Origin of the sequence: Roseobacter sp. HKCCD6576-2, from assembly GCF_013179285.1 — a bacterium.
GTDB lineage: Bacteria > Pseudomonadota > Alphaproteobacteria > Rhodobacterales > Rhodobacteraceae > Rhodophyticola > Rhodophyticola oceani.
In genome coordinates this window covers 267,504-293,377 of sequence record NZ_WVNW01000001.1, presented here as the reverse complement: position 1 = coordinate 293,377, position 25,874 = coordinate 267,504, and the positions used below count along the sequence as shown (strand labels likewise).

Annotated in this window: 24 protein-coding genes and 1 tRNA gene; 7 read left to right on the top strand and 18 right to left on the bottom strand. The window is 61.3% G+C overall.

The annotated features are described in order from the left end of the window. The first annotated feature begins 82 nt into the window (after positions 1-82). Entirely contained in the window at positions 83-1,336 is a 1,254-nt protein-coding gene (locus GTF44_RS01455; RefSeq protein ID WP_171559511.1) for a DNA polymerase IV, read from the top strand. Positions 1,337-1,468: 132 nt separating this feature from the next. On the opposite strand, the gene GTF44_RS01450 is transcribed toward GTF44_RS01455, so the two are convergent. Further along, positions 1,469-2,329: an N-formylglutamate amidohydrolase gene (locus GTF44_RS01450; RefSeq protein ID WP_171559508.1), complete on the bottom strand. Its 861-nt coding sequence runs from the start codon at positions 2,327-2,329 to the stop codon at positions 1,469-1,471. A gap of 163 nt (positions 2,330-2,492) precedes the next feature. Between GTF44_RS01450 and GTF44_RS01445 the strand changes: the two genes are divergently transcribed. Continuing rightward, positions 2,493-2,567: transfer RNA gene (locus GTF44_RS01445), tRNA-Val, on the top strand. Between the two features lie 67 nt (positions 2,568-2,634). Then, positions 2,635-2,760: a type B 50S ribosomal protein L36 gene (ykgO, locus tag GTF44_RS01440; RefSeq protein WP_012177066.1), complete on the top strand. Its 126-nt coding sequence runs from the start codon at positions 2,635-2,637 to the stop codon at positions 2,758-2,760. 100 nt (positions 2,761-2,860) lie between these two features. On the opposite strand, the gene GTF44_RS01435 is transcribed toward ykgO, so the two are convergent. From GTF44_RS01435 to GTF44_RS01375, 13 genes are all read right to left on the bottom strand, one after another. Further along, positions 2,861-3,565 carry a DUF1868 domain-containing protein gene (locus tag GTF44_RS01435; RefSeq protein ID WP_171559505.1) on the bottom strand — a complete coding sequence of 235 codons (705 nt, stop codon included), beginning with the start codon at positions 3,563-3,565 and terminating at the stop codon, positions 2,861-2,863. An 83-nt stretch (positions 3,566-3,648) separates the two neighbouring features. Continuing rightward, complete coding sequence (locus tag GTF44_RS01430; protein WP_171559502.1) at positions 3,649-5,094, bottom strand: cobyric acid synthase; 1,446 nt, start codon at positions 5,092-5,094, stop codon at positions 3,649-3,651. Positions 5,095-5,117: 23 nt separating this feature from the next. After that, entirely contained in the window at positions 5,118-5,651 is a 534-nt protein-coding gene (locus tag GTF44_RS01425) for a DUF4329 domain-containing protein (RefSeq protein ID WP_171559499.1), read from the bottom strand. Positions 5,652-5,672: 21 nt separating this feature from the next. After that, a complete protein-coding gene (locus GTF44_RS01420; protein WP_171559496.1) occupies positions 5,673-7,364 on the bottom strand; it encodes a peptidoglycan-binding domain-containing protein in 1,692 nt (563 codons plus the stop codon). Between the two features lie 77 nt (positions 7,365-7,441). After that, positions 7,442-8,653 (bottom strand): phenylacetate--CoA ligase family protein, encoded by a 1,212-nt coding sequence (locus GTF44_RS01415; RefSeq protein WP_171559493.1) that lies wholly within the window; start codon positions 8,651-8,653, stop codon positions 7,442-7,444. Further along, complete coding sequence (locus tag GTF44_RS01410) at positions 8,653-9,507, bottom strand: ABC transporter ATP-binding protein (RefSeq protein ID WP_171559490.1); 855 nt, start codon at positions 9,505-9,507, stop codon at positions 8,653-8,655. Before GTF44_RS01410 ends, GTF44_RS01415 begins: the two co-directional genes overlap by 1 nt. A 112-nt stretch (positions 9,508-9,619) precedes the next feature. Further along, positions 9,620-10,903 (bottom strand): ABC transporter substrate-binding protein, encoded by a 1,284-nt coding sequence (locus GTF44_RS01405; protein ID WP_171559487.1) that lies wholly within the window; start codon positions 10,901-10,903, stop codon positions 9,620-9,622. Positions 10,904-10,982: 79 nt separating this feature from the next. After that, complete coding sequence (locus GTF44_RS01400) at positions 10,983-12,059, bottom strand: branched-chain amino acid ABC transporter permease (RefSeq protein ID WP_171559484.1); 1,077 nt, start codon at positions 12,057-12,059, stop codon at positions 10,983-10,985. Further along, a complete protein-coding gene (locus GTF44_RS01395; RefSeq protein WP_171559481.1) occupies positions 12,059-12,304 on the bottom strand; it encodes a hypothetical protein in 246 nt (81 codons plus the stop codon). The genes GTF44_RS01400 and GTF44_RS01395 overlap by 1 nt, the downstream gene beginning before the upstream one ends. 2 nt (positions 12,305-12,306) lie before the next feature. Next, a complete protein-coding gene (locus tag GTF44_RS01390; RefSeq protein WP_171559478.1) occupies positions 12,307-13,293 on the bottom strand; it encodes a branched-chain amino acid ABC transporter permease in 987 nt (328 codons plus the stop codon). A gap of 53 nt (positions 13,294-13,346) precedes the next feature. Then, on the bottom strand, positions 13,347-14,168 hold the full coding sequence (locus GTF44_RS01385) for an ABC transporter ATP-binding protein (RefSeq protein ID WP_171559475.1): 822 nt from the start codon (positions 14,166-14,168) through the stop codon (positions 13,347-13,349). Next, positions 14,168-14,419, bottom strand: a complete 252-nt coding sequence (locus GTF44_RS01380; RefSeq protein ID WP_171559471.1) for a hypothetical protein — start codon at positions 14,417-14,419, stop codon at positions 14,168-14,170. The genes GTF44_RS01385 and GTF44_RS01380 overlap by 1 nt, the downstream gene beginning before the upstream one ends. After that, a complete protein-coding gene (locus tag GTF44_RS01375; protein WP_216364840.1) occupies positions 14,416-16,392 on the bottom strand; it encodes an AMP-binding protein in 1,977 nt (658 codons plus the stop codon). The genes GTF44_RS01380 and GTF44_RS01375 overlap by 4 nt, the downstream gene beginning before the upstream one ends. Before the next feature lie 207 nt (positions 16,393-16,599). Between GTF44_RS01375 and GTF44_RS01370 the strand changes: the two genes are divergently transcribed. Together GTF44_RS01370 and GTF44_RS01365 are read left to right on the top strand one after the other, a co-directional pair. Beyond that, complete coding sequence (locus tag GTF44_RS01370; RefSeq protein ID WP_253261249.1) at positions 16,600-18,522, top strand: PAS-domain containing protein; 1,923 nt, start codon at positions 16,600-16,602, stop codon at positions 18,520-18,522. Further along, positions 18,519-19,217 carry a response regulator transcription factor gene (locus tag GTF44_RS01365; RefSeq protein ID WP_171559468.1) on the top strand — a complete coding sequence of 233 codons (699 nt, stop codon included), beginning with the start codon at positions 18,519-18,521 and terminating at the stop codon, positions 19,215-19,217. Before GTF44_RS01370 ends, GTF44_RS01365 begins: the two co-directional genes overlap by 4 nt. 13 nt (positions 19,218-19,230) lie before the next feature. Here the strand turns inward: GTF44_RS01365 and GTF44_RS01360 are convergent, their stop codons facing one another. Beyond that, positions 19,231-20,433 carry a hydantoinase/carbamoylase family amidase gene (locus tag GTF44_RS01360; RefSeq protein WP_171559465.1) on the bottom strand — a complete coding sequence of 401 codons (1,203 nt, stop codon included), beginning with the start codon at positions 20,431-20,433 and terminating at the stop codon, positions 19,231-19,233. Between the two features lie 61 nt (positions 20,434-20,494). On the opposite strand from GTF44_RS01360, the gene GTF44_RS01355 reads away from it, so the two are divergent. Next, positions 20,495-20,656: a hypothetical protein gene (locus GTF44_RS01355; protein WP_171559462.1), complete on the top strand. Its 162-nt coding sequence runs from the start codon at positions 20,495-20,497 to the stop codon at positions 20,654-20,656. Between the two features lie 4 nt (positions 20,657-20,660). On the opposite strand, the gene fdhF is transcribed toward GTF44_RS01355, so the two are convergent. Further along, a complete protein-coding gene (fdhF, locus tag GTF44_RS01350) occupies positions 20,661-23,435 on the bottom strand; it encodes a formate dehydrogenase subunit alpha (RefSeq protein WP_171559459.1) in 2,775 nt (924 codons plus the stop codon). Between the two features lie 232 nt (positions 23,436-23,667). Between fdhF and GTF44_RS01345 the strand changes: the two genes are divergently transcribed. After that, positions 23,668-24,717, top strand: a complete 1,050-nt coding sequence (locus tag GTF44_RS01345) for a saccharopine dehydrogenase (RefSeq protein ID WP_171559456.1) — start codon at positions 23,668-23,670, stop codon at positions 24,715-24,717. A gap of 23 nt (positions 24,718-24,740) precedes the next feature. Here GTF44_RS01345 and GTF44_RS01340 read toward each other — a convergent pair whose 3' ends face one another. Both GTF44_RS01340 and GTF44_RS01335 read right to left on the bottom strand, forming a co-directional pair. Continuing rightward, on the bottom strand, positions 24,741-25,058 hold the full coding sequence (locus GTF44_RS01340) for a DUF3775 domain-containing protein (protein ID WP_171559453.1): 318 nt from the start codon (positions 25,056-25,058) through the stop codon (positions 24,741-24,743). Between the two features lie 84 nt (positions 25,059-25,142). Next, positions 25,143-25,874, bottom strand: coding sequence for an SDR family oxidoreductase (locus tag GTF44_RS01335; RefSeq protein ID WP_171559450.1), 732 nt, complete (start codon positions 25,872-25,874; stop codon positions 25,143-25,145).

The following is a 25,874-nucleotide window of genomic DNA, read 5'->3' as shown; positions in this document are numbered from 1 at the left end:
ATCCTCAGGTTTCATAGCGCTATATAGGCGCGCTCAGATCGATTTGCCTAGAACGAACTGCTGCCAATTGGGATCGTATATCATGCCCGCGCTGTGCCGCGATTGCCTGACCACCTTTGAGACTGGTGCCCGCTGCCCCGCCTGCGCCCGGCCGCGAATCGTGTCGCATCCCGAACTGTTTGATCTCTCCATCGCCCATATGGATTGCGATGCGTTCTACGCCTCGGTCGAAAAGCGCGACAATCCGGAGCTGCGCGACAAGCCGGTGATCATCGGCGGCGGCAAGCGCGGCGTGGTCTCGACGGCCTGCTATATTGCGCGGATCAAAGGCGTGAAATCCGCCATGCCGATGTTCAAGGCGCTGAAACTGTGCCCCGAGGCGGTGGTGGTGCCCGGGCGGATGGAGGTCTATGCCCAGGTCTCCCGCCAAATCCGCGCGATGATGGAAGATCTCACACCGGCGATCGAGCCGCTCTCTCTTGATGAGGCGTTCATGGACCTGGCCGGCACCGCCCGCCTGCATGGCAAACCGCCCGCCGCGATGCTTGCCGGCTTGGTGCGCCGAATGCGCTCAGAGCTTGGGATCACCGGCTCGATCGGCCTCAGCCACAACAAATTTCTCGCCAAGATCGCCTCTGACCTCGACAAGCCGCGGGGGTTTTCGGTGATCGGGGCCGCGGAAACGCTGGACTTCCTGGCGGAGAAACCCGTCCGGATGATCTGGGGCATCGGCGAGGCGGGCCAGGCCTCGCTCGACAAGGCCGGCATCCGCACCTTCTCGGATCTCAGGCGGTGGGACCGCAAATCCCTGTCAGAACGCTTTGGGACTATGGGGGATCGGCTCTATTTCCTGTCGCGCGGGGAGGATTATCGCCGTGTCAAACGCGACCGCGCGGTCAAAAGCATCTCCAACGAAACCACATTTTTTGACGACATCGCCGATCCGGATATCCTCGACGGCCATATCTGGCGGATGACTGAGAAAGTCGCCGCCCGGGCCAAGGCGAAAGACATCGCCGGGCGTGTTGTGACGCTCAAACTGAAACGGGCGGATTTCAGCCAGATCACCCGCCGCATCTCGCTTGGCGACGCGACCCATATGGCCGACCGCATCTATCGCACGGCGCGGGAGCTTTTCGACGCGGTGGAGCACACGAAACCCTACCGGCTTTTGGGCGTCGGCCTCTCCGATCTGGTCCCGGCCGATGAAGCCGACCGTTCGGGCAACCTGCTCGACCCAGACCAAAGCAAACGCTATGAGGCCGAACGCGCCGCCGATGCGATCCGAGATCGGTTCGGCAAAGATGCCATCGTGAAAGGCCGCGCCCTCCGCTGATGGATCGAAATTCCCGATCTACGATGACCCGCTCACCTCCCTCAAAGGTGAACGTCCCCTAGCTTCTCTGCTTCAAAAATATCCCCGCCGGAGGCATCTATCATCGGCCACGGGGCGCAACCGCGGTTCAACTCACTCCGCCGCCAGCGGCACTTGCCCGGCTTGCGGCCCGATCACCCGGCGCAGAACCTCCGCAATCAGCGCCTTCACGTTTTCGAAATTGCCATTCGGGCGGATCAATTGCTCGTTCATATAAAGCGACCGGTCGATCTCGATCTGCACCGCATGTCGTCCGCGCGCGGGGCGGCCATAATGCTGCGTGACGAACGCCCCGGCAAAGGGCGCATTCCGGCTCACAATCAAACCGGCCTCCTCAAAAGCCGCCTCTATCTCCTCGACAACAAACGGATCACAGGACGCCCCAAAGCGATCGCCCAATACCACTTCGGGCCGTCGCTGCCCCGGTCGCGACATGCTGTCGAGCGCCTCATGTGGCATGGAGTGGAAATCCAGCAGCACGGCGCGCCCAAACCGGTCATGAGCCTGGCGCATCAGCCCGTCCAGCGCCTCATGATAAGGGTGCCAGACCTGGCTAAGCCGCGCTTCCGCCTCTTCCAGGGTCAGTTTCCCGCGATAGATCACCCGCCCATTGGCCACCACGCGCGGGATCACGCCAAGGCCTGAACTGATCCTTGGGTTCTGCGACGGGCGGCGCAGACCAGCCACGACACTGGGGTCCAACTCATCAGAACTGCGGTTCAGATCCACATAGGCGCGGGGATATTCCGCCACCAAAAGCGGCGCGCCAAGCGCGGGCGCATCGGCCACCAGCATATCCATAAACGCATCTTCCGAGGAACGGATCGCGCGTTCATCCAGCACCGTCCGACGGGTAAAACTCCAGGGATAATGCCGCCCCGAATGCGGCGACGCAGCAACCACCGGTGTGGTCACGGTCTCAGGCAGATCGAGGCGATAGGCTTGGCGCGGCATCTAAACCCTTTCCTTGCCCTGAATATAGTCGGATTCTTCTCGTGGCCAAAAGCCCCTGAAAGCTCTTGAACCACCCACCGACTCCTTTTATAGAGCGGCTTCACTGTGCGGCGGGTGCCGGACCGGGCCGTCTCTCGGCTTGTTCTGATTCTCGGTGTCACACGGGCGATTAGCTCAGCGGTAGAGCACTTCGTTGACATCGAAGGGGTCACTGGTTCAATCCCAGTATCGCCCACCATTTCCGCCCTTATCTAAAGGGCTTAACCCTAAGGCGCATCGCCGCGCCGCGACGAAGGAGATAGGCCATGAAGGTCAAGAACTCGCTCCGCTCGCTCAAGCAGCGCCATCGCGATTGCCGCGTCGTGCGCCGTAAGGGCCGCGTTTATGTGATCAACAAAACGCAGCGCCGGTTCAAAGCCCGCCAGGGCTAAGCCAAAGCGCCAGAGCTGAAAAGGCCGCCCTTGGGGCGGCTTTTTTGTTGTCTGCGCTCAAAAGACCGATGGTGAACGGCGCGACCCTAAGCCGAACCAGTCACGCGCCGAGGATGAGGAGTTCTTCAAACCGGGTCATATCATTGAACCGACAGAATGCAGGCGCGGTCAGCGGAATGACCGGCGCCGCTTCTACGAGGTCTTCGAGAATCGCAGGCAGCTCGGCCTCCCAGACGGGCAAATCGGCATCTGTAATCCAGCCAGTCGGATAGGCAAAGGTCATGTGGTGGCGATAAGCATCATGCTCCTCATGGCGGTACCCGAACGGCTCGGTCAAAGCCTCGCGCCACGCCCGCATATGCGCCGCATCCTCAACCGTCGCACCTTCGAGGATGAGACCCGACGGCCTGATCCCAACGGCGCTCACGGCAAAGCGCGGCGGCGGACGAAACCGCGCCAACCGGTCGGAGAGGATCTCCGTCACATGCGCGATGGAGGCCTCTCGATCAAGGCCCTCTGGCCAGGCGTCGGGCGTTCGGCGGGTCTCGATCACACCTTCAAACACTGTCATATGCAGGCTGTCGACAGGCGTGTAGAGAAACTGCTCCGCACCTGGCAGGGCCTGTATACGGGCACGGGCCTCAATCACGGCTTGATGGGCGGGTGCATTGAAATCCAAATGGCAGACCACCGTATTGCCCGCTTCGGGCAGAAAGCGCGTCGCGTCATAGCGTGTGCCCAAACGCGAAGGTGGGCCGCTATGGCTGCGGGCGGCGTAGTTGATGATTTCGATATTGCGCGTCATGGCCTCTCTCCAGCTGTTGTGCCGCATTTAGGGGCCTGCGTTAACAGCACGATGACACTAGAGATGACGACCCTTAGCGCCCCTCACCGCGCCAAGCCAAGCAAACCGCTCACATCCAAATGCGCCTCCATATGATCGGCCAGCGCATCCAAGGTCTGCTCGACACTCTCCCCGTAAGCGGCATCCGACGCGGCGACATCAAATTGACCAAGCCACGCGGCCCGGAACTCATCATCACGGAACATCCCATGCAGATAGCTACCCTGCACCCGCCCATCCGCGCTCACCGCCCCTTCGGGCGTATCGGCGATATAGGCAAAGGGGCGGGCGCGATCCGGCCCGTCGCTCACCCCGATATGAATCTCATAGCCGTGAAATCCTGCCCCGCTCGCCGCGTGAACCGCGTCCACTTCCGTCAGCCGCTTCGCTGGTGTCATCACCGTCTCAATATCCAAGAACCCAAGGCCAGGCGTTTCGCCGGCCGGCCCTTCGATCCCCTCAGGGTCAGCCACAACCCGGCCCAACATCTGATAGCCGCCGCAAATCCCCAGGATATGCCCGCCCCGGCGATGATGCGCCGCCAGATCAACATCCCAGCCCTGCGCCCGCAAAAAGGCCAGATCCCCACGAGTCGACTTCGTCCCCGGCAAGATCACCAAATCCGCATCCCCGGGGATCGCCCGGCCCGGCCCCAGCATGGTCAGCCGAACGCCCGGTTCTTGCATCAACGGGTCCAGATCATCGAAATTCGCGATCCGCGAAAGCGCCAGACAAACGATATGAAAACCACCTTCGCGCTTCGGCGCGCCCATCGACAGCGCATCCTCCGCAGGCAGCTTCCAAGCGTCATGGAACCACGGCAGGACGCCGAATCCGGGCCAGCCCGTCTCGCTCTCAATCCGCGCATATCCATCATCGAAGAGGCTCACATCGCCCCGGAACTTGTTGACCAAGAACCCCGCAATCATCGCTGCATCGCCCGGGTCGATCACCGCTTGCGTGCCGACAATCTGCGCAATGACCCCGCCGCGGTCGATATCACCCGCCAACACAACCGGCACATCCGCCGCCACAGCAAATCCCATATTGGCGATGTCGCGCGGGCGGAGATTGACCTCCGCCGGGCTGCCCGCGCCTTCGACAATCACCAGATCATGCGCCGCTTTCAGCCGCGTGAAGCTCTCCAAAACCGCCGCCATCAGCGTTGGTTTCAGCGCGCCATAATCCCGCGCCGAGGCCGAAGTCAGCCGTTGGCCCTGCACCACCACCTGCGCGCCGATATCGGTTTCCGGCTTCAACAAAACCGGGTTCATATCGGTCATGGGCATCAGGCCACAGGCCATCGCCTGCAACGCCTGCGCCCGCCCGATCTCGCCGCCATCGGCGGTCACCGCAGCATTGTTCGACATGTTCTGCGGCTTGAACGGCGCGACCGAGAGCCCGCGCCGTCGCGCGGCTCGGCAAAGCCCGGCGACCAGCATCGACTTGCCCACATCCGAGCCCGTGCCTTGGATCATCACTGCCCGCATGAAGGCGCCCTATTTTGCCGCACTCACCACTGGCTCTCGCGCTGGCGCAATTGCTGCAAGGTGTATCGTGGTGCAATCGGTCCGGCATCTCCGGCGATAAAACGCGGGTCCTGGCCCATGCAGCCCAGGCCACAGATTTGCGTCGCAACGCCGGTGCGACCATCGATGAACCAGAGCCGCCCGCCGGGCGTCGCCACATAGCCGTTCACACCTTCGGACATGTCGCCTTCGACATCGTTGCTCGACGGCACCTCGCTATCGGCTTCGGTGTCAAACCCGGCATGGGTGTGGAACGAGGCCGTCACCTCGACGAACCGGCTCTCATCGCCGCGTGAAAGGCAGCTGTCGCTGCGCCCGCGCGTCACCTCGGTGGCGGCATATTGGCCGTTTTCGATGATCCCGATATAGCCGCAGTATTCCCGGTTTTCGGCGAAGGACCGACCCTGCAACTGGCCCAAAGCCTGCCGCGCGGCGGCCAACTCACCCGCCGGTTGCGCTGACGCCGGAACGGGTAAACTCATGACAACCGCAATAGCCAAGATTCCAAAGCTGCGCATGAAGGGTCCCCATTTTTCGTCTTATTGCCGGATGATCACACCCACCGCATCGGCCAACAGCCGAACCACCGTAGACTGATCCAGATACCCCGTCACCTGCAAGTTGCGTGCCTGTTGATAGCGGCGCATCGCGCGGCGGGTGTCGTTGTCAAACACACCGTCGACCGGCCCCGGGTCGAGGCCCGCGCCCGCCAAGCGCTGTTCGATCAGGCGCCGCGTTACAGGGGTCAAATTCAAACCCGCTTCCCGCGCCTCAAGCTGCGCAATGACATCGCGGTCGCGCCCGTCATCGTCCAGCTCATCCAACCGCGCATTGGCGGCCCCAGCAAAGGCACCATCCGGATAGTTCTCCAGATACCCGCGATAAGCGGCCTCCGTGTCCTGATCCTGCGCCCAGTCCCAAGCCGCGCGCTCCTCCGCCTCGGTTTCCGCGCGGGCCACAGCTTCGATCTCGTCCAACCGGTCGCGGGCGAGATCGGAAAACACCCCATCGGGATACCGCTCCAAGTAAGACCGAAGCCCGGCTTCATCCGCTCCCTGACCCGAGGCTTGCCAATAAGCCCGGTCAGCCCGTTCCTGCGCCTCGGCCCGCAACTGTGCCTCTCGCTCCAACTCCGCTGCCCGCGCATCGGCCATATCCGACAGTCGGGTGATCTGACCGGTGTCGAGATAACCTGACGCCTCGATCCCCTGCGCTGCCTGCCAAGCGCCGATCGCGCCGCGAGAACCGGGGCCGAAAATCCCGTCAATGCCGCGTGGATTGTAGTCCAGAAGGGTCAGATCGCGCTGAATCTCCTGCCGTTCCGCCCGTGTTAGCTCCAGCGCCTCTTCGGCCAAACGCGCCGCCCGGCCCGGTTCGGCGCGAATAGCATCGACCCGCGCCCGCGCTTCGGCCGCATTCGGCCCTGCGGGGTATTCGTTGAGATAGGCGGTATAAGCCGCTTCGGTGTTCAGTTCAGCAACCGCCTCCCAAAGCGCCCGTTCCTCAGGGTCCGGCCCAGTCTCGATCGGCGGCGGTGCGATAACCTCGGCGCCGCCTTCGGCCTCTGGCACGTCGAGAAACGGCAGTGATTGCGGCAGAAACCCAAACCCGGTCAAGGTGTCGGACTGAGCCACCATTTCACCGATAGACACGCCCGGCTCCAACAGGTCCCGCCGGGCAAACCGGGCTACATCCCGCGCCTCACCTGTGATCACCGTAACCCCTTGCGGCACATCGATTTGCCCCATGCCTGGCTGCAACCCCGTCCCAAGTTCAATCGACCGATCCTCGGTGCCCAAGAGCACAATAGCCCGCCCCTGGGCTTGGCTCGCGATCTCGAGAATGGTGCTCAGCGCGACGCCCTGTCCGCCAACGGTCGCCAGATCGGGCGCATCCACGTCGCGGCCCAGAAACCAGCTCTCTCCGCCAGCGCCGTCGAAGACGGTCGACTGCACAAAATGCCCACTGAGCGCGACGACGAAACGGCTCTCCTCACCTTCAGCCAAAACCTCCGAAAGCAGCGCCCGAATCTCTGCGGCGGTTTGATCCTCGCCGGCGAAGACCCGAAACCCCGCCTCTTCCAAATCATCCGCCGCATCCAGAAGATCATCCGCCGCCCGGATCGTCACGGCCTCGTCAAAGCGGCTGTTGCCAATCACAAGCGCCGTATCGGCAAACGCGACTTGCGGCAAAAGTAGGCCAAACGCGGCCCATAGATAACTATAGCTCATACGGTCTCTCCCAGGGGTCGATTTTACCCCAAGAGACTTAGCATGATGCGCTTTGTTAGCCGATAACAGGTGCGCGGTTAGTCATAAACCCGCTGATCATCGATGACTTTGCCATCATTGGGCAGGCTCCCCGGGGCCACCAATTCGATCTTGGCTTTCAGCTTCAGACTATCCACCACGCTTGCCGCGTAAACATCAGCTTCGCCTCCCTCGGCCTCGATCTGAACCGTCATCGCATCCATCTCGCCCTCGCGTGTGGCGATAACGCGCGCCTTGCCCACTTCGGCATGTTTGGCGACAAAATCGGCCACCTGTTCCGGGCGCACGAACATACCCTTGATCTTGGTGGTCTGATCCGCGCGGCCCATCCAGCCCTTGATCCGCATATTGGTGCGTCCACAGGGGCTTTCTCCCGTCATCACGGCGCTCAGGTCACCCGTTGCAAAACGAATGAGCGGGTAATCGGGGTTGAGCGTCGTGACCACAACCTCGCCCACTTCGCCTTCGGCGACCCGATCGCCGGTGCCCGGGCGCACGATCTCCACGATCACGCCCTCGTCGACAATCATCCCCTCCATCGCGGCGGACTCGTAAGCGATATTGCCCAAATCCGCCGTGGCGTAGCTTTGCAGACAGGAAATCCCACGATCCGCGTATTCCTGGCGCAAGCTGGGGAACAGCGCGCCCCCCCCCACAGCCGCCTTGGTGATCCCAAGCGGCACACCCATCTCTTCGGCCTTGTCGAGGATAACTTTCAGATAATCCGGCGTCCCCGCATAGGCGGTGGAGCCGACATCTTTTGCCGCCCGGACTTGCAATTCGGTCTGCCCCACACCAGCGGGCAACACCCTTGCACCAACCGCTCGTGCACCGCTTTCAAAAATCATCCCCGCAGGCGTCAGGTGATAGCCGAAGCAGTTCTGCACCACATCACCGGCGCCGATTCCGGCAGCATGTAAGAACCGCCCCATCCGCCACCAATCATGGGTGATCCCACCGGGTTCATAAATCGGACCTGGGCTTTGGAACACATGGGCCACATTTGACACCGGAATGCCCCCAAAGGGCGGCGCGGCGGCCTGCCATTCGCTCAACTGCGATTTCCGCAGAACCGGGAGTTTGGCCAGATCATCGAGGCTTTCTACCTGTCCGATTCCCGGCAAACAGCTCCCTGGCGCGGCCAAAACCCGGTCGATCTGTGCCTGCAGGCCAGCCAGTTGATCGGCGGCGCGGGCGTCGGCGCGGCGGGTCTCTAAGGTGTCGAAATACTGGGTCACATCGTCCCTCATTAGCTCAGCCACCGTTTGCGGCGACGATAAGAGCGCACGTCACGGAACGATTTGCGCCCGTCATCGCCCACACCGAGATAGAATTCTTTGACATCCGGGTTTTCGCGCAGATCGGCGGCGGGGCCATCCATCACCACGCGCCCGCTCTCCAGGATATAGCCGTAATGGGCAAAGCGGAGCGCCACATTGGTGTTCTGCTCAGCCAAGAGGAAGCTCACGCCCTCTTTCTCGTTCAGGTCTTTGACGATCCCGAAAATCTCTTCGACCAGCTGCGGCGCGAGGCCCATGCTCGGCTCGTCCAGCAGAATCGTCTCTGGCCGCGACATCAGCGCCCGGCCAATCGCCGTCATCTGCTGTTCGCCGCCGGAGGTGTAGCCCGCGAGGCTCTTCCGCCGCTCTCTCAGCCGCGGGAAATAGTTGTAGACCAGTTCGAGATCGGCATCGATCGCCCCGCGCCCGTCTTTGCGCGTATAAGACCCAGTCAGAAGGTTCTCTTCGACGGTCAAATGCTCAAAACAGTGGCGGCCTTCCATCACCTGGATCACGCCCCGTTCCACCAGATCGGAGGGGCTCAAATCTTGCACCCGCTCGCCGCGATATTGGATCGACCCTTTGGTGACCTCACCGCGTTCGGAATGCAGCAGGTTGGAGATGGCTTTTAGTGTCGTGGTCTTACCGGCCCCATTGCCGCCCAAAAGCGCCGTGATCCCGCCCTTCGGAACAGTCAGGCTAACGCCTTTCAATACCAGAATCACGTGGTTGTAGATCACCTCGATATTGTTGACCTCAAGAAGCGTCTCCGCCCCTTCCAACTCTGGGGCTTTTCCGTCCCCGTGGATCTCGGCATCCAGCATGTCGTGGCTCTCCAACTCCGGCCTGGGGATCACTCGATCGCCCCACCGTCATCTTTCCAAAAATTCGAAAAATCCCCGGCGGCAGCATTGGCCGCCGCCGGAGGTGTTCAGATCAGCTTTCGTTGCACCGCAGCTCGATATTGTTCTCGGCTGCAAACGCGGCGCTGTCTTCCAGAACCAGCGGCGTGGTCACACTGTCATCGGGTGCGATGAACTCGGTGAGGGTCACCCATTCGCCGGCTTCGGCATTCCACTGCTGCATCCGGGCCATGCCGGTGCCGCCGTGATCTTCGCAGGAGACCGCGAATTCCGGCCCAATGCCTGGCATGCCAAGCTCGTCCATCCGTGCATTGGTCAGCTCAAGCGCCTCCATACCGTCACGCATCATCGATGCATCGATATCGGCTACGCCGTGGATTTCCTGCGCGGTGCGGGCAGCTTCGGCGGCCAACATCGCGGCATACATGCCACGGGTGTAGAGCACCGAACCCAGATTGGTGCCGTCACCGGCGGCCATGCCCGCATCGATCACATGCTCCTGGATCTCGTCAAAGACCGGCAGATCGCCCAGCACATTCATGTTCAACGCGCGGTAGCCATTGGCATCCATGCCCGCAGGTTCCACGTCATGCTCGGCCCCGGCCCACCAGTTGCCGATGAAGTTTTCCATCGGGAAGCGGATGTTCGCGGCTTCTTGGATCGCGACCTGGTTCATCACGCCCCAGCCCCACATGATCACATAATCCGGACGCTCACGGCGGATGGTGAGCCACTGGTTGCCCTGCTCTTGACCAGGATGGTCCACGGCCAGTTGGCTCAACTCGAAGCCATGCATCTCTGCCAGGGTTTCCAAGGTCCGGATCGGCTCCCGGCCATAGGCCGAGTTGTGATAGAGCAGTGTAATCGACTTACCTTCGAGAGATCCATCATTCTCGGTCAGCAAGTTGTTGATGATCACCGAGGCCGCGTCCCAGTAGTTCGCCGGATAGTTGAACACATGGGAGAAGACGGCACCGTTGGAGGCCGAGGTCCGGCCATAGCCCATCGTGTGAAGTGGGATGCCATCCGCCGTCGCGCGCGGGATCAACTGATAGGTGATACCAGTTGAAAGCGGCTGATAGACCAACGCGCCTTCGCCTTTGGTCGACTCATAGCATTCCACACCACGCTCGGTGTTATAGGCGGTTTCGCATTCGATCACCCGGGTCATCACCCCGCCGATGCCCCCATCGCGTTGGTTCAGAAGCGTCATGTAATCCTGGTAGCCATCCGAGAACGGAATGCCGCCCGCCGCATAAGGCCCTGTCCGATAGCTGAGATCGGGGAACACAAGATCGGCAAGTGCCGGGCCTGCGGCCATCGCGCCTGCGATGGCGAGGGTTGCAAGTTTCTTCATCGGGGTAATCCTCCCTTTGGTTGATCCGATGTTGCGAATGCCGGGGTACGCCCCCGGTCGTCTGATGCGGCCCGCCCCGTCAGTGCGGGAAGGGCCACAGCCGTAGTTTTTCCTTCAAAAGTGCCCAAAGACGGGCCAGGCCGTGCGGCTCAACAATCAAGAAGAACATGATCAATGCGCCCACGATGACAAACTCGAAATGGGTGGCCAGCGCCGTATCCCAGCCCAGCACATCCGTCAGAACGTTCCGTAGCAGCACCGGCAGCAAGACCATGAAGGCCGCGCCCGCAAAGGCTCCAAAGATCGACCCGAGCCCGCCAATGATGATCATGAAGAGCACCAGGAAGGACTTGGTGATGCCGTAAGCCTCACCCACTTCAACCGCACCCAGATAGACGGTGAAGAGCAGCGCGCCGGAAACGCCAACATAGAAGGAGCTGACCGCAAAAGCCGTCAGTTTGGCCTTCAGCGGATTCACACCAATGATCTCCGCCGCAATATCCATATCGCGGATGGCCATCCATTGCCGCCCAATCGACCCGCGTGTCAGGTTCCGTGCGGCCCAGGCCAAAACGAAGACAAACCCCAGACAGAACAGGTATTTCACCCAAGATTCCGCGTTCGGCCCGGTGATCGCGAGGCCGAACATCGTCCGCTCCGGCGCGTTAATCTGCCCCGAGGCGGAATAGTTGTAGAACCACGGCACCTTGTTGAAGAGCCAAACCAGGAAGAACTGCGCCGCCAGCGTCGCCACGGCGAGATAGAACCCCTTGATCCGCAAACTTGGCAGACCAAACATCACACCGACAATCGCGGTCATGAACCCCGACAGCAGGGTGATCGTCACCATGTCCATCCATGGGAAGGCCGTCATCAGTTTGTAGGAGGTATAGGCACCAACCGCCATGAACCCGCCGGTCCCCAGGCTCACCTGCCCGCAATACCCGGTCAGGATGTTCAACCCCATCGCCGCGATGGCGTAGATCAGGAACGGCAACAGAATGGCGTTGGACCAGTAGTCGTTGATGATGAAGGGAATAACCGCCAGCGCCACAAACAGGACGAAGTAATAGCGATAGCGATCGAACGCGATCGGGAAGGTCTGGTTGTCCGTTGTGTAGGACGTTTTGAAATCGCCGGCTTCACGGTAGAACATCAGACCGCCTCCTCGTCGTCAAAAGTGGGCGTCCCACGGTTCGGCCGTTTGGCATAGCCGGTGTTTTCGGAATGGCGGACCAGCCAGAGATAGGCGAAGAGGCTCAAGCCGCCGCCCACCGCTGCCAGGATCACGGCGGTGATCATCTGCCCAGTCTGGGAAACATCCGCCGAAAGCGCCAGGTAACCAAAGGCCCAAAAGCCGGACCAGGCCACCACATTGAGGATCGCAATAAGCTTGGCCATCGCTATACCCTCTCGATGATTTTTTCGCCGAAGAGGCCCTGCGGTCGGAAGACCAGGAAGACCAGCGCCAGCACATAGGCAAACCAGTTCTCCGTCGCGCCGCCGATCATCGGGCCGATGGCGAATTCAAACAGCGCTTCGCCCACACCGATGATCAACCCGCCGACAATCGCGCCCGGGATCGAGGTGAACCCGCCCAGCATCAGAACCGGCAGCGCCTTCAGCGCGATCAGCGACAGCGAGAACTGCACGCCCGATTTCGAGCCCCACATGATGCCCGCGACCAACGCCACGATACCGGCCAGGGACCAAACCAAAATCCAGACGTAGTTCAGCGAGATACCGACAGACAACGCCGCTTGGTGATCATCCGCCACCGCGCGCATCGCGCGGCCGTTCTTGGTGTATTGCGAATAAGCGATCAGCCCGGCCACCAGAACAGCCGCGATCACCGCCGCCCAGATATCCAGATTGTCGATGAAGAACCCATAGCCGAAGATATTGAAGGTCGCCTGATCAATCGCGTCATTGATCCCCTGCGGCAAACCCACATCAAGATTGCGGATCTCCGAGCCCCACATCAGATCGCTCACGCCTTCGAGGAAATAGGCCAAGCCAATCGTCGCCATGAACAGAATGATAGGCTCCTGCCCCACCAGATGTTTGAAGATCACCTTCTGCACAAAAAGCGCGAACAGGATCATCACACCCACGGTCAGCAAAATGGCGATCAGCGCCGGGACCTCCCACCCGAAATAGTGGATATCCGTGCCGAAAATCTCGTTGATCAGATGGCCAAACGGCACCCGGCCATCCTGGATGCCCACCAGCGTCATCGCCGCAAAAAGCGCCATCACGCCTTGGGCATAGTTGAAGATACCCGAGGCCTTGAAAATCAGCACAAAGCCAAGCGCAACAAGGGCGTACATAACCCCTGTCATGAGGCCGTTCAGCGTGACCTCCATCGCGAAGATGAGTTGTTCAGGCATTGGTGCCTCCGCTTGCTTTGTGTCTGCTCTGGGAGAGAGAGGGGAAACAGGGGTCAGTCATGGGCCACCCCCAGATAGGCGTCGATCACATCGGGGTTGTTGCGCACCTCATCGGGAGTGCCGTCACCGATCTTCTTGCCATAATCCATCACGACCACGCGGTCGGACAGGTCCATCACCACACCCATATCATGCTCGATCAGCGCGATCGTGGTGCCAAACTCGTCATTCACGTCGAGGATGAAGCGCGACATGTCTTCCTTCTCCTCCACATTCATCCCCGCCATCGGCTCGTCCAGCAGCAAGATGCTCGGCTCCGCCACTAGGGCGCGCGCCAGTTCGACCCGCTTTTTCAAACCATAGGGCAGGCGGCCAACGGGCGTTTTGCGGATGTTCTGAATTTCAAGGAAGTCGATGACCTCCTCGGCCTTCTCGCGATTCTCAACTTCTTCGCGCTGCGCCTTGCCCCACCAGAGCGTCTGATCAAGGAAGTTCGACGTCATATGGTTCAGACGCCCGGTCATGATGTTGTCGAGCACGCTCATCCCGTCAAACAGCGCGATATTCTGAAATGTCCGCGCGATCCCCTGGCGGGCAACCTGATAAGGCCGCATCGCCGGGCGGCGTTTGCCGCGATACCAGACCTCGCCTTCCTGCGGATTGTAGAAGCCCGAAATCACGTTCAGCATCGAGGATTTGCCGGCGCCATTCGGCCCGATGATCGCCCGGATCTCGCCTTCGCGGATATCGAAAGAGATATCCTTGATCGCCACCACACCGCCAAAGCGCAGCGTGATATTGCGCATCTCCATGACAACGCCGCCGATCTCACGACCGTCTGCCGTGGTGTAGCCCTCTGGGCTCATCTCATTCATCACGTCTCCTCCCGCCGCGCGCGGGCCGCGCGAAAAACCAGGGCCCCGACGAACCCGTAAGCCAGCATAACGCCAACCGCGATCACCAACTCGTTGGCCCAAAGCTCAGGCATTCCCAAGATCAAAGCGGCCACCCCGCAAAGCCCGATGGCGCCGCCTTGCACGACCGTCGCGCCGCGCTGCAAAAAGCGCCCCGCGATCCAACTGGCAGCCAGGCCAATGGCAAAGAAACCAACCGCGATCAGGCTCATTCCGCAGCCACCTTCTGCACCGCATCCGTCGCGGCGATTGCGGCGTCGCGAATCTCCAGTGTCGCGGTGATCTTGCCCTTGCGCCCATCCTCATAGGTCACTTCGGTTTCGGTATAGACGCTGTCCGATCCGTCATAGAGCGCGGTGATCAGGTCCGCGAACTTGTCTTCAATGATCCGGCGGCGCACCTTCCGGGTCCGGGTCAGCTCGCCATCATCCGCGTCCAACTCCTTGTGCAGCACCAGGAAGCGATGGATTTGACAGCCCGAGAGCATCTCGTCCTGCGCCACGCTGCGGTTCACCTCTTCCACATGGGCTTGGATCGTGTCCAAAACCTGCGGGTGGCCCGCCAGTTCCTGATACGACGCATAGGCAATGTTGTTCCGCTCGGCCCAGTTCCCCACCGCGGTCAGGTCGATATTGATGAAAGCGGTGCAGGTGTCGCGGTCACTGCCGAACACAACAGCCTCAAGGATATTCGGGAAGAATTTCAGCTTGTTCTCGACATATTTCGGCGCGAACAGACGACCATCGGCCATCTTACCGACATCCTTGGCCCGGTCGATGATCCGCAAATGCCCGGTATCGGGCTCGATGAACCCGGCATCGCCGGTTGCGACCCAGTTTTCGGCGTCTTTGGTCGAGGCCGTGCTTTCGGCATTCTTGTAGTATTCCACAAACACGCCAGGCGAGCGGTAGAAGACCTCGCCATTATCCGCGATGCGAATCTCCACACCGGGGCTTGGCACACCAACCGTATCGGGGCGCACTTCATTGTCGGGCTGTTGGGTGATGAACACGCTCGCTTCGGTCTGACCGTAGAGCTGTTTCAGGTTGATCCCCATCGAGCGGTAGAAATCGAAAATCTCCGGCCCAATCGCTTCGCCCGCCGTGTAGCCAACGCGCACGCGGGTAAACCCAAGTGTGTTTTTCAACGGCCCGAAGATCAGCAACTCACCAAGCTGATATTTCAGCTTATCCATCGCGCCGACCGGCTTGCCGTCAAGCAGCGCGGGGCCGACCTTCTTCGCGTGATCCATGAAGTAATGGAACATGCGCTTTTTGAAATTGCCGGCATCTTCCATCCGGATCATCACATTGGTGAGCTGTGTCTCAAACACGCGCGGTGGGGCGAAGTAATAAGTCGGCCCGATCTCGCGCAGGTTGGTCATCATCGTCTCGGGGCTTTCGGGGCAGTTCACGCAGAACCCCGTCCACATCGCCTGCCCGATGGAGAAGATGAAATCGCCAACCCAAGCCATGGGCAGATAGGCCAACACCTCATCGCCTTCGCGCAGATGATCGAACTCGGCGGAGTTTTTCGAGGTCTCGATGATGTTCTGATTGCTAAGCACCACGCCCTTGGGCTTCCCCGTGGTGCCTGAGGTGTAGAGCATCACGCAGGTGCTATCCCATTTCAGCTCGGCCTCGCGGGCAGCGAGTTCCTTTTCAAACCGTTCATGGGCCGCGCGGCCCTCCGCCTGCACATCGGCCAAAGCGTGCAGTTTCGTATGGTCGTATTTCCGCAAACCGCGGGCATCTTGATAGACGATATGCTCGATCTGATGCACGGTCTCTTGCACCTCGATCACCTTGTCGACCTGCTCCTGATCGCCGCAGATCACAAAGCGCGCCCCGCAATGCTCCAGCACATAGGCCATCTCTTCGGCAACAGCGTCCTGGTAAAGTGGCACCGGCACCGCGCCGACTTTTTGCGCCGCAACCATCGACCAATAAAGCGCCGGCCGGTTCCGCCCGATCACCGCGATATGGTCGCCCCGATCCACGCCCAATGCCAAAAGACCGAAGGCGATCGCGTTGATCTCCTCTTCGGCCTCACGCCAGGTCCAGCTTTGCCAAATCCCGAACTCTTTTTCGCGATACGCAGGTTTCGAACCGAACTGCGCGACGTTCCGCGCCAAAAGTGCGGGAACGGACTCGGGAATTCCCGCCGCCACGGATGCTTGTGCCAAATCTTCTTCCTCCCTTTGTCGGCCATTGCCGACACCACGGGTCGCATAGCTCTGCGACTCTCGCCGCCTTACCGTGGCATGAAATCTTTCACGGTCAAACTTTTCCTGACTTTTTCCCAAACCTAACGAATTGTAACAGGCACCGTGCAGGGCTTGACGCGCGGTGTCCGCCGGTGCCAGCGATGAAAGAGGGAGGCCCGAGACAGCATGCCCAGAGGCGATTTAACCAATCAGATGACGCGCGCGGGGCTGAACCTGATTCAGCAGGCGTTGACGATCTATGATGCCGATCTCCGCTTGGCGGTCGGCAATCGCCCCTTCCGCACGATGTTTGGCCTGCCGCAGCATCTGGTGACACCGGGTGCCAGTTTCGAAGACACGATCCGCTATCTCGTCACCCATGGCGAATATGGCGAGGTGGAGGATACCGAAGGGTTCGTCCGCGACCGGGTTGAGCAGGCGCGCGCCTTCGTGCCGCATTACATGGAGCGCCAACGCTCCAACGGCCGCACGATCAGCGTCGAGGGTTCCCCACTGCCCGACGGCGGATGGGTAACCGTCTATACCGATATCACCGAGATCAAACGGCAAGAGAAACTGCTCCGCTCGCATTCCAAGGAACTGTCCGATCAGCTTTTGACCCATGCCGAACAACTGGCGCAGACCAACCGCGAACTGGCCGCCACCAATGCGCAACTTGAAGAGGCCAAACGCGGACTGTCCGAGATGGAAGCGCGCATCCGCCTCACCACCGAGATGACGCCGGCCCATATCGCCCATGTGGATCGCGACCGGGTCTATACCTATACCAATCACCGCCTCTCCGAGATCCTGCCCGGGCGCCCGAAAGATGTGGTCGGCCTCGATATGGGCCAAGCGCTTGGGATCAGTACCGCCGCACGGCTGTCCCCGAATCTCGAACGCGCCCTGGCCGGCGAAGCGAGCGTTCTTGAGTTTACCGAGCCTGACAGCGGTCGCCGCATCCGCACCGCCTTCACGCCGGATCAGGCGGCGGAGGGAGAGATAGTCGGCTGCTATCTGCTCTCCACCGATGTCACCGAAGAGGCGCAGGCGCGGGCGGCGCTGACCCAGACCCATAAACGCGAATTGGCCGCGCAATTGACCAGCGGCTTGGCGCATGATTTCGCCAATCTTCTGACCATCATCCTTGGCCTTCAGGGCCGTTTGGAAAAACTGCCTCTACCGGTCGAGGCCACCGAGTTGACCGGCGCAACGAAATCCGCGGCGCGGCGCGGCGGTATGCTGCTCGACAAGATCGCCCGCATGTCGGGCCCGCGGGAGATTCACCCCACGCCCACCGACCTGGCCGAGATGCTCACGGCTTTCGCGCCGCTGGCCCGCGCGCCGCTGCCGGACGGAACCACGCTCACCATCGATGTGGACCTGCCGTCGCAACCGCTCCTGCTTGATGTCGGGTCCTTGCAAGACAGTCTTTTGAACTTGGTTTTGAACGCCCGGGACGCAATTGGCGCGGGCCCAGGCGAGATCATGCTCCATGCCCATGCCGTCTCAGAAACCTGGCTGGAGATCACCGTCAGCGATACCGGGCCGGGCTTTACTGAAACCGCGCTTGACGCTGCTCTTGATCCGTTTTTCACCACCAAAGGCGAACACGGCTCGGGGCTTGGCCTGTCTATGGTCTATGATCTAACGCAGCTCTCCGGCGGCACGGTGAAGCTCTCCAACGGACCACGCGGCGCACGGGTGAGCTTGCGCCTGCCTCTCCGGCCTGCCGGTCAGGGTGACGCCCCGCATCTCGTTCTTCTTGTCGAAGACCAGGCTGAGCTGCGGATCACGATCCGCGATATGCTGACCGATCTCGGCCATCAGGTGATCGAGGCGGCCAGCGCCGAAGAGGCGCTTGGCCTCGCCGATTTGCCTGGGCTGACTTGGGTTCTTTCCGACATCAACCTCGAAGGCGAGACCGATGGCGTCGCCCTGTTAGAGCAAGTGGCTACGCGCCACCCCGATATGCGCTTGGCGCTGACCACGGCCCTGCCGCATAGCGACCCGCTCCGCCAAAGAGGCGCGGCGCGCTGGCCGGTTCTCTCAAAGCCCATTGAGCCTGCGGCACTGACTCATCTGTTCCATGCGGAGGCTGTCGCATGAGCGCTTTGGTCACCATCCTTGATGACGAGCCGCAGATTCGGACGATGCTCTCAGACGCACTCTCCGAGGCCGGGTTTCGCACCGCCGCCTATGCCCGCGCCACGGAGTTCGAGGCCGCTTTGCGCAACGCCACGCCGGATGTCTGCCTCGTCGATCTGGGCCTACCCGACCGCGACGGCCTGGCGGTAGTCCATCGCCTCGCGCTCGAATCCGGTGCTGCGATTATCATCATCTCGGGCCGCGCCCAGGTCCAAGATCGGGTCACCGGGCTCGAACTCGGGGCCGATGACTACATCATCAAACCCTTCGACCCGGCGGAGGTCGTGGCCCGGGTCCGCGCGCGTCTTCGGCAGTCGAAACCCCGCGAGCAGGCCGGCAACACGGCGCAATTCAACGGTTGGACCGCGTATTTCGACCGTTATGTTCTGGTCGATGACGCTGGCGAAGAGATCGGGTTTTCCCATGCCGAGGGCGAGGTTCTCCGGCTTTTCCTTGATAGCCCGAAGCGGCTGATTTCTCGGCAACAAATGCAGGAAACACTGGGTGGGGCAGCGGGCGAGAGCTTTGACCGGGCAATGGATGTGCGCATCTCGCGGCTCCGCACGAAACTCCGCGAAGACCCCAAAAACCCGCAACTGATCAAGACGATCTACGGCGCCGGATATATCTTCCTCGGCGATGTGAGCTGGAGCTGACCCCTGGCCGCCATCAACGCGGTGCCAGAGCATCGGCCGCCGCTGCCAAGACCTTGAGGCCAGTCACCAAATCGGCCTCATCGGTGTCTTCCGCAAAATCATGGCTGATCCCACCAATCGACGGCACAAACAGCATGCCGACCGGCATCAGATGCGAGACATTCGACGCGTCATGCAACGCACCCGATGGCATCGACCGCCAATGCCCCGGTGCATGCACCTCCGCCGACGCGCGCAAAGCGGCTTGCATACCCTCATCCATCGGCACCGGCGTTAGGTCATGGCGCAGCCGGTCGGCCTCCACCTGCATGCCGGTCTCCGCGGCAACACCGGTCAGAACCTCGTCAATCACCCGCTCCATCCGATCCAGCCGATCGGCATCGCCATCGCGCCACTGGATGGTGAACACCGCCCGGCCCGGCACGATCGACGACGCATTGGGGTGCAGTTGTATATGCCCAATCGTCCACACCGTTTGCGGTGTGACAACATTCGCGAAGCGCTCATTCAAGAGCCCGGCAATCCGCGCCGCACCCTGAAACGCATCCTGCCGCATCGCCATAGGCGTCGTGCCTGCGTGGTTTTGCTGACCCGTCACGGTCACCTGGATCTGACGTAAACCCACAATCGAGGTCACAACGCCAACGCTTTCTCCCACCTGGTCCAGAACCGGTCCCTGCTCGATATGCATCTCCAAAAACCCGGTGAACCGCGCCGGGTCGACGAAATCTTCTTGCATAAGATGTGCCAAGCCTTGCCGCGCCTGCCCGAAGGTCAGCCCATCCGTGGCAGCGAAGCCATCAGCCTCGGCCAGGGTCGTCCGCCCGGCCCAAAGATCGCTCCCGGTTAGTGCTCCGAACTGCCCCTCTTCATCCTGAAAGCTGACCATCGAAATCGCGGGCCCGCCCGCCTCGACGGCGGCGCGGGCAATCTCCAACGCCGCAATCACGCCATAAGCCCCGTCGAGCCAACCGCCTTCGGGCTGCGTATCGGAATGCGAGCCAATTAGAAGCGAGCGCTCCTTGGCCAGGCCGAACACATTGCCAGCCGGGTCGACATGCGCGGTTAACCCTATCGCCTCGATCTGCGCCACCAGCCATTCCCGCGCGGCGACATCCGGTTCGGAAAACGCGCGCCGCATCACGCCATGCCCGGCGGCCCCAAAACTGCGCAGATAATGAAGGTCAGACAGAAAACGTGCGGGATCAGGGGTCATGCGGGCTCTCTTGATTTGGGAACCCCCAAGACATGGCAGCAGATTATGCTATGGTCCAGCCATGGACGTGACGGCACTCGCATTCTACGCGGCGGTCTGCGGGCTTCTGAGCTTGGCGGGCCCGCGCCTCGGCGCGCCGCTGACCCGGATGGCGATCGGCGCACTGGTCGGCATCGCGGCGGCGGCTCTGCTCCCGGCGATCCGGGCACAGATCGGGCTTTGAGCCGCTACTCGGCCGCCACCTGATCTTCGACCACCTCAACCTTCACCGCGCAGAATTTGAACTCGGGGATTTTCCCGAATGGGTCCAGTGCTGCGTTGGTCAAGAGGTTCGCCGCTGCCTCGACATAGGCGAAGGGCAGGAACACCATATCCTCGGCGACATTCCGATCCGCCCGCGCCATGATCTCGATCGACCCGCGCCGTGTACTCAGCCGCAACATCTCGCCCGGGCTGACGCCCAGCTTGCGGAGGGATTTCGGATGCAGCGAACAATTCGCTTCCGGCTCCACCGCGTCCAGCACCGCCGACCGCCGCGTCATCGAGCCGGTATGCCAATGCTCCAATTGCCGCCCGGTGGTCAGGATCATCGGATACTCCGCATCCGGCACCTCATCGGGCGGGATCACCGCGGCGGGGGTGAATTTCGCCCGCCCTTCGGCGCGCGGGAAGCCATCGCCGAACACAATCGCCTGGCCTGGGTCTTCCGGGCTGAGAGACGGGTATGTCACAGCGTTTTCACCCGCCAAGCGATCCCAGGTGATGTTGTCGAGTGAGGCCATGCCAAGCTTCATCTCGGCAAAGACATCGGAAGGGTGGGTATAGGTCCAGCCGAGGCCCAAGCGTTTCGCCAGCTCCAAGGTGATCCACCAATCCTCTTGCGCCTCGCCCGGCGGCGGCACGGCGGGCCGCCCCATCTGCACCTGCCGGTTGGTGTTGGTCACTGTTCCCGACTTCTCGGCAAAGGCCGAAGCGGGCAAAATCACGTCGGCATAATTGGCGGTTTCGGTCAGGAAAATATCCTGCACCACCAGATGATCCAGCATCGCCAACGCGGCGCGCGCATGATCAACATCGGGGTCCGACATGGCCGGGTTTTCGCCCAGGATATACATGCCCTTGATCGTGCCGTCATGGATCGCCCCGACAATTTCCACCACCGTCAGACCCGGGTTCGGATTGATCTCAAAGCCCCAGAGATCGGCGAATTTCGACTGCACGTCCTCGCTACCAACCGCTTGATAATCCGGCAGAACCATGGGGATCAGCCCTGCATCGGAGGCCCCTTGAACGTTGTTCTGCCCCCGAAGCGGATGCAGACCCGCGCCGGGGCGGCCCACATGACCGCACATCAGCGCCAGCGAGATTAGGCAGCGGGAGTTGTCCGTACCATGAACATGTTGCGAGATGCCCATGCCCCAGAAAATCATCCCCGCCTGCGCGGTCGCGAAGTCGCGCGCCACGGCGCGGATCACATCCGGCTCAATGCCGCAGATCGGTGCCATCTTCTCCGGTGAAAAACCTTTCAGATGCGCCTTCTCCGCCTCCCAATTCTCGGTATAGGCATCGATATACTGCTGATCATAGAGCCCTTCCTCCACGATCACATGACAGATCGCGTTCAACAGGCTCACATCCGCACCGGGGCGGAATTGCAGGTTGTGCGTGGCATAACGCGAAAGTGCCTGACCACGCGGGTCCATCACGATCAGCTTGCCGCCGCGCTTGGTGAACTGCTTGAAATAGGTCGCCGCCACGGGGTGGTTCCCCGCCGGGTTACACCCGATGACAATCGCCACATCAGCGTTCTCAATCTCGTTGAAGGTCGCGGTCACCGCGCCAGATCCGACATTCTCCATCAGCGCGGCCACCGATGACGCGTGGCAAAGCCGGGTGCAGTGATCCACATTGTTATGGCCAAAACCCTCGCGGATCAGCTTTTGGAACAGATAGGCCTCTTCATTGGTGCATTTGGCCGAGCCGAAACCAGCAACGGTGTCGCCGCGTTCGTCGCGAAGCCGCGCCAGGCCGTTGGCGGCCGCATCAAGCGCCTCGTCCCAACTCGCCTCGCGGAAATGGGTCTGCCAATTGCCCGGGTCGACATTGAGGCCCTTCGCAGGTGCGTCCTCGCGCCGGATCAGAGGTTTGATCAGGCGATGCGGATGGTGGATATAGTCGAAACCGAACCGGCCTTTGACGCAGAGACGCCCTTCATTTGCGGGGCCATTGATACCCTCGACATATTTCACCTTGCCGTCTTTGACCTTGAGCGACACCTGACAGCCGACACCGCAGAAGGGGCAAATGCTCTCGACCTCTTCGTCGAAATCCGCCCGGTCGCCGACCTGGTTTTCATCGACAACGCTGGACGGCATCAGCGCGCCGGTGGGGCAGGCCTGGACGCATTCGCCGCAGGCCACGCAGGTGCTCTCGCCCATCGGATCGTTGAAATCAAAGACCGGATAGCTGTCCTGCCCTCGGCCTGCCATGCCGATCACGTCATTGACCTGCACCTCGCGGCAGGCCCGAACGCAGAGGCCGCATTGGATGCACGCGTCCAGATTGACCGACATCGCCACATGGCTGTCATCCAGAAGCGGGATGCGCCATTCTTCGAGCTTGGGGAAGCGGCTTTGGTCAATGCCGTTCGACTCGGCCATGTCCCAGAGATGGGCGGATTTGTCATGCGCCACATCGCGCTCCGGCTGATCAGCAAGGAGCATTTCGACCACCAGTTTCCGAGCATTTTTGGCACGGCTCGAATCGGTGACGACAACCATCCCCTCGACCGGTTCGCGGATGCAGGAGGCGGCCAAAGTCCGCTCGCCCTCGATCTCGACCATACAGGCGCGGCAATTGCCATCGGGGCGGTACCCGGGCGCGGGTTTGTGACACAAATGCGGGATCACCAGGCCACGGCCATTGGCCACTTCCCAGATCGTTTCTCCGGGCTGCGCCTCGACTTCTTGGCCATCCAGCGTGAAGCGGATCATGTCACTCATACGCGTATCTCCCTAAGCAGAGACACCCTATCGCAGATTCCCGCCCCCGCCAGTCCCAGTTCGCGACCGGGATAGGTCCAAATCCGGCATGACCGCATCTAAATAGGTTACGAAAATTCGCAGATGCCGCGATCTTTGTAACCTATTCTTGCCAAACAGGCCCTGATGCCCACGCTTGCCGATGCGATTGCCCAGCCGTAAAACGCCCGTACACCATCGAAGGACATCGCCGATGACACATCTCTGGGTCCGCGCCGAACAGCGCCCGAATGAAGAGCGCGTTGGGCTCACGCCGGCGGGCGCGAAAGCTCTGGTCGCGGCGGGTCTGCGGGTGACGGTCGAGGAAAGTTCGGTCCGCGCCATCCCAATCGATGGCTATCGCGCCGCGGGCGCGGAAATCGCTGCCGAGAATAGCTGGCCCGAGGCGCCCGAAGACGCGATCATTTTCGGGCTGAAGGAGCTGCCCGAAGATGGCACGCCGCTCCGCCATCGGCATATCATGTTTGGCCATGCCTATAAGGGACAACCGGCGGGGCAAGTGCTGCTGCAACGTTTCAAGGCTGGCAGCGGAGCGCTCTACGATCTGGAATATCTGGTCGACGAAGCCGGGCGGCGCGTTGCGGCTTTCGGCTATTGGGCCGGGTTCGCGGGCGCGGCGGTGGCGCTGAAATGCTGGACGGCGCAACACCGCGGCGAGATTTGTGGGCCGGTGGGCGTATATCCAGGCAAAGACGCCCTGGTCGCTGACCTCCGGTCCGAGATGTCGGGCATGACACCGCCAAAAGCCTTGGTCATTGGAGCCCTCGGACGGGTTGGCACGGGGGCCGCAGATCTCTGTGAGTCGATGGGAATGACGGTGACAAAATGGGATATGGCCGAAACCGCCTCTGGCGGGCCGTTTCCCGAAATCCTGGCGCATGAGATTCTGCTCAACTGCATCCTGGCGCAGCCTGGCGCACCGGTTTTCGTGCCCGCAAGCGCCAAGACGGCGGCGCGGAGCCTGTCGGTGATTGGCGATATCGCCTGCGATCCAACGTCTGATTTCTCGCCGATCAAGGTCTATGACCGGACCACCGATTGGGCCGCGCCTGCGCTGCGCGTCCACGACGAACCGGTGCTGGATGTCACGGCGATCGACAACTTGCCCTCGATGCTGCCGGTGGAAAGCTCCGAGGATTATGCGGCGCAATTGCTGCCATCTCTGATGACGCTTGGCGATCTAAACGCGAGCGTTTGGGGACGGGCGAAGGCGGAGTTTGACCGCCATATCGCCTTGATTTAGAAGGTTAAACCGGCAGCACCGCCCTACATGATGTCGTCTTCTTCGTCCTTCGCATCGACGCCCAACATCTCTAGCCCGGCCTCTAGATGGTCCGACATATGCGGCGTGCCGATCAGGTAATCCGCCGTCGGCGTCGTCGCCTCGGTCCGCGCCGTTCTCAGCGCTTCGGCAAAATCCTCTGGCTCAAAGCTGCCGCGTCCAATCCACATGATCGCGACCAGCTCGGCCATCTCGTCTTCATTCAGAGTGTCGATCAGACCGCGCATTTCAGGCTCAGCCCGGTCAAGCTCATGGCCCATCAGAATGATCTGCGCCACTTTCCGTGTTGATATTGCAAGCATGATTTGTCCCTTCTCGCGCGGTGGTCTGCCCCTGTTATCGGTCAACCCAGGGTGGAGCGTCTTTGATCTTGCGCAAATTGCGGGTCAACCGAAAAGACGGACATAAAGCCAATTTGGCAGGAACACACTCCCCCGGAACAAGAGGCTAAACGCCCACGGGAAGCTGCGCTGAAACTGATCGGTGTTCATGTGTTCGAACATCACGGCGGCGGCGTCATCTGGCTCCATGATAAACGGCATGGAGATGGTGTTTTTGTCGGTCAGGCGGGTTTTGATGAAGCCGGGATTGACCGATTGCACCTCAACGCCCGTATTCCGCAGGTCGAGATACATCGACTGCGCCAGCGACATCATCCCCGCCTTCGACGCGGAATAGCCGATGGCGCCGGGTAAGCCCCGAAACGCCGACAGTGAACCGGTGAGCACGATATGGCCGCGGTCGCGGGCGACAAATTTCGGCACCACCTGGCCAAGACAGCGCGCGGCGCCGGTCAAGTTGATGTCGAACATCGCCTCGACCTGATCGGCATCCCACTCCCGCGCGGATTGCGGCCAATAGACCCCGGCTAGGAAGACAAACCCGTCAATTTCGCCCACCTCTTCCGCAGCGGCTTTGACCGAGGCGGTGTTGGAGATGTCGATCGGGACGTAAGACGCGCGGCCAGGCAATTCGGCCACCAAGTCTTGCAGCCGGTCTTCATTCCGCGCGCTGAGGACCAGATCGACACCGGCGCGGCTCATATGGTGCGCGAGCACCCGGCCGAGACCTTCGGAGGCGCCCACAAGCCAATAGCGTTTTCCGGTCCAGTCGCGCAT

Coding starts and splice junctions, on each gene's coding strand:
- GTF44_RS01455 (WP_171559511.1), top strand. CDS start 83: ATGCCCGCGCTGTGCCGCGATTGCCTGACCACCTTTGAGACTGGTGCC.
- GTF44_RS01450 (WP_171559508.1), bottom strand. CDS start 2,329: ATGCCGCGCCAAGCCTATCGCCTCGATCTGCCTGAGACCGTGACCACA.
- ykgO (WP_012177066.1), top strand. CDS start 2,635: ATGAAGGTCAAGAACTCGCTCCGCTCGCTCAAGCAGCGCCATCGCGAT.
- GTF44_RS01435 (WP_171559505.1), bottom strand. CDS start 3,565: ATGACGCGCAATATCGAAATCATCAACTACGCCGCCCGCAGCCATAGC.
- GTF44_RS01430 (WP_171559502.1), bottom strand. CDS start 5,094: ATGCGGGCAGTGATGATCCAAGGCACGGGCTCGGATGTGGGCAAGTCG.
- GTF44_RS01425 (WP_171559499.1), bottom strand. CDS start 5,651: ATGCGCAGCTTTGGAATCTTGGCTATTGCGGTTGTCATGAGTTTACCC.
- GTF44_RS01420 (WP_171559496.1), bottom strand. CDS start 7,364: ATGAGCTATAGTTATCTATGGGCCGCGTTTGGCCTACTTTTGCCGCAA.
- GTF44_RS01415 (WP_171559493.1), bottom strand. CDS start 8,653: ATGAGGGACGATGTGACCCAGTATTTCGACACCTTAGAGACCCGCCGC.
- GTF44_RS01410 (WP_171559490.1), bottom strand. CDS start 9,507: ATGCTGGATGCCGAGATCCACGGGGACGGAAAAGCCCCAGAGTTGGAA.
- GTF44_RS01405 (WP_171559487.1), bottom strand. CDS start 10,903: ATGAAGAAACTTGCAACCCTCGCCATCGCAGGCGCGATGGCCGCAGGC.
- GTF44_RS01400 (WP_171559484.1), bottom strand. CDS start 12,059: ATGTTCTACCGTGAAGCCGGCGATTTCAAAACGTCCTACACAACGGAC.
- GTF44_RS01395 (WP_171559481.1), bottom strand. CDS start 12,304: ATGGCCAAGCTTATTGCGATCCTCAATGTGGTGGCCTGGTCCGGCTTT.
- GTF44_RS01390 (WP_171559478.1), bottom strand. CDS start 13,293: ATGCCTGAACAACTCATCTTCGCGATGGAGGTCACGCTGAACGGCCTC.
- GTF44_RS01385 (WP_171559475.1), bottom strand. CDS start 14,168: ATGAATGAGATGAGCCCAGAGGGCTACACCACGGCAGACGGTCGTGAG.
- GTF44_RS01380 (WP_171559471.1), bottom strand. CDS start 14,419: ATGAGCCTGATCGCGGTTGGTTTCTTTGCCATTGGCCTGGCTGCCAGT.
- GTF44_RS01370 (WP_253261249.1), top strand. CDS start 16,600: ATGCCCAGAGGCGATTTAACCAATCAGATGACGCGCGCGGGGCTGAAC.
- GTF44_RS01365 (WP_171559468.1), top strand. CDS start 18,519: ATGAGCGCTTTGGTCACCATCCTTGATGACGAGCCGCAGATTCGGACG.
- GTF44_RS01360 (WP_171559465.1), bottom strand. CDS start 20,433: ATGACCCCTGATCCCGCACGTTTTCTGTCTGACCTTCATTATCTGCGC.
- GTF44_RS01355 (WP_171559462.1), top strand. CDS start 20,495: ATGGACGTGACGGCACTCGCATTCTACGCGGCGGTCTGCGGGCTTCTG.
- fdhF (WP_171559459.1), bottom strand. CDS start 23,435: ATGAGTGACATGATCCGCTTCACGCTGGATGGCCAAGAAGTCGAGGCG.
- GTF44_RS01345 (WP_171559456.1), top strand. CDS start 23,668: ATGACACATCTCTGGGTCCGCGCCGAACAGCGCCCGAATGAAGAGCGC.
- GTF44_RS01340 (WP_171559453.1), bottom strand. CDS start 25,058: ATGCTTGCAATATCAACACGGAAAGTGGCGCAGATCATTCTGATGGGC.
- GTF44_RS01335 (WP_171559450.1), bottom strand. CDS start 25,874: ATGCGCGACTGGACCGGAAAACGCTATTGGCTTGTGGGCGCCTCCGAA.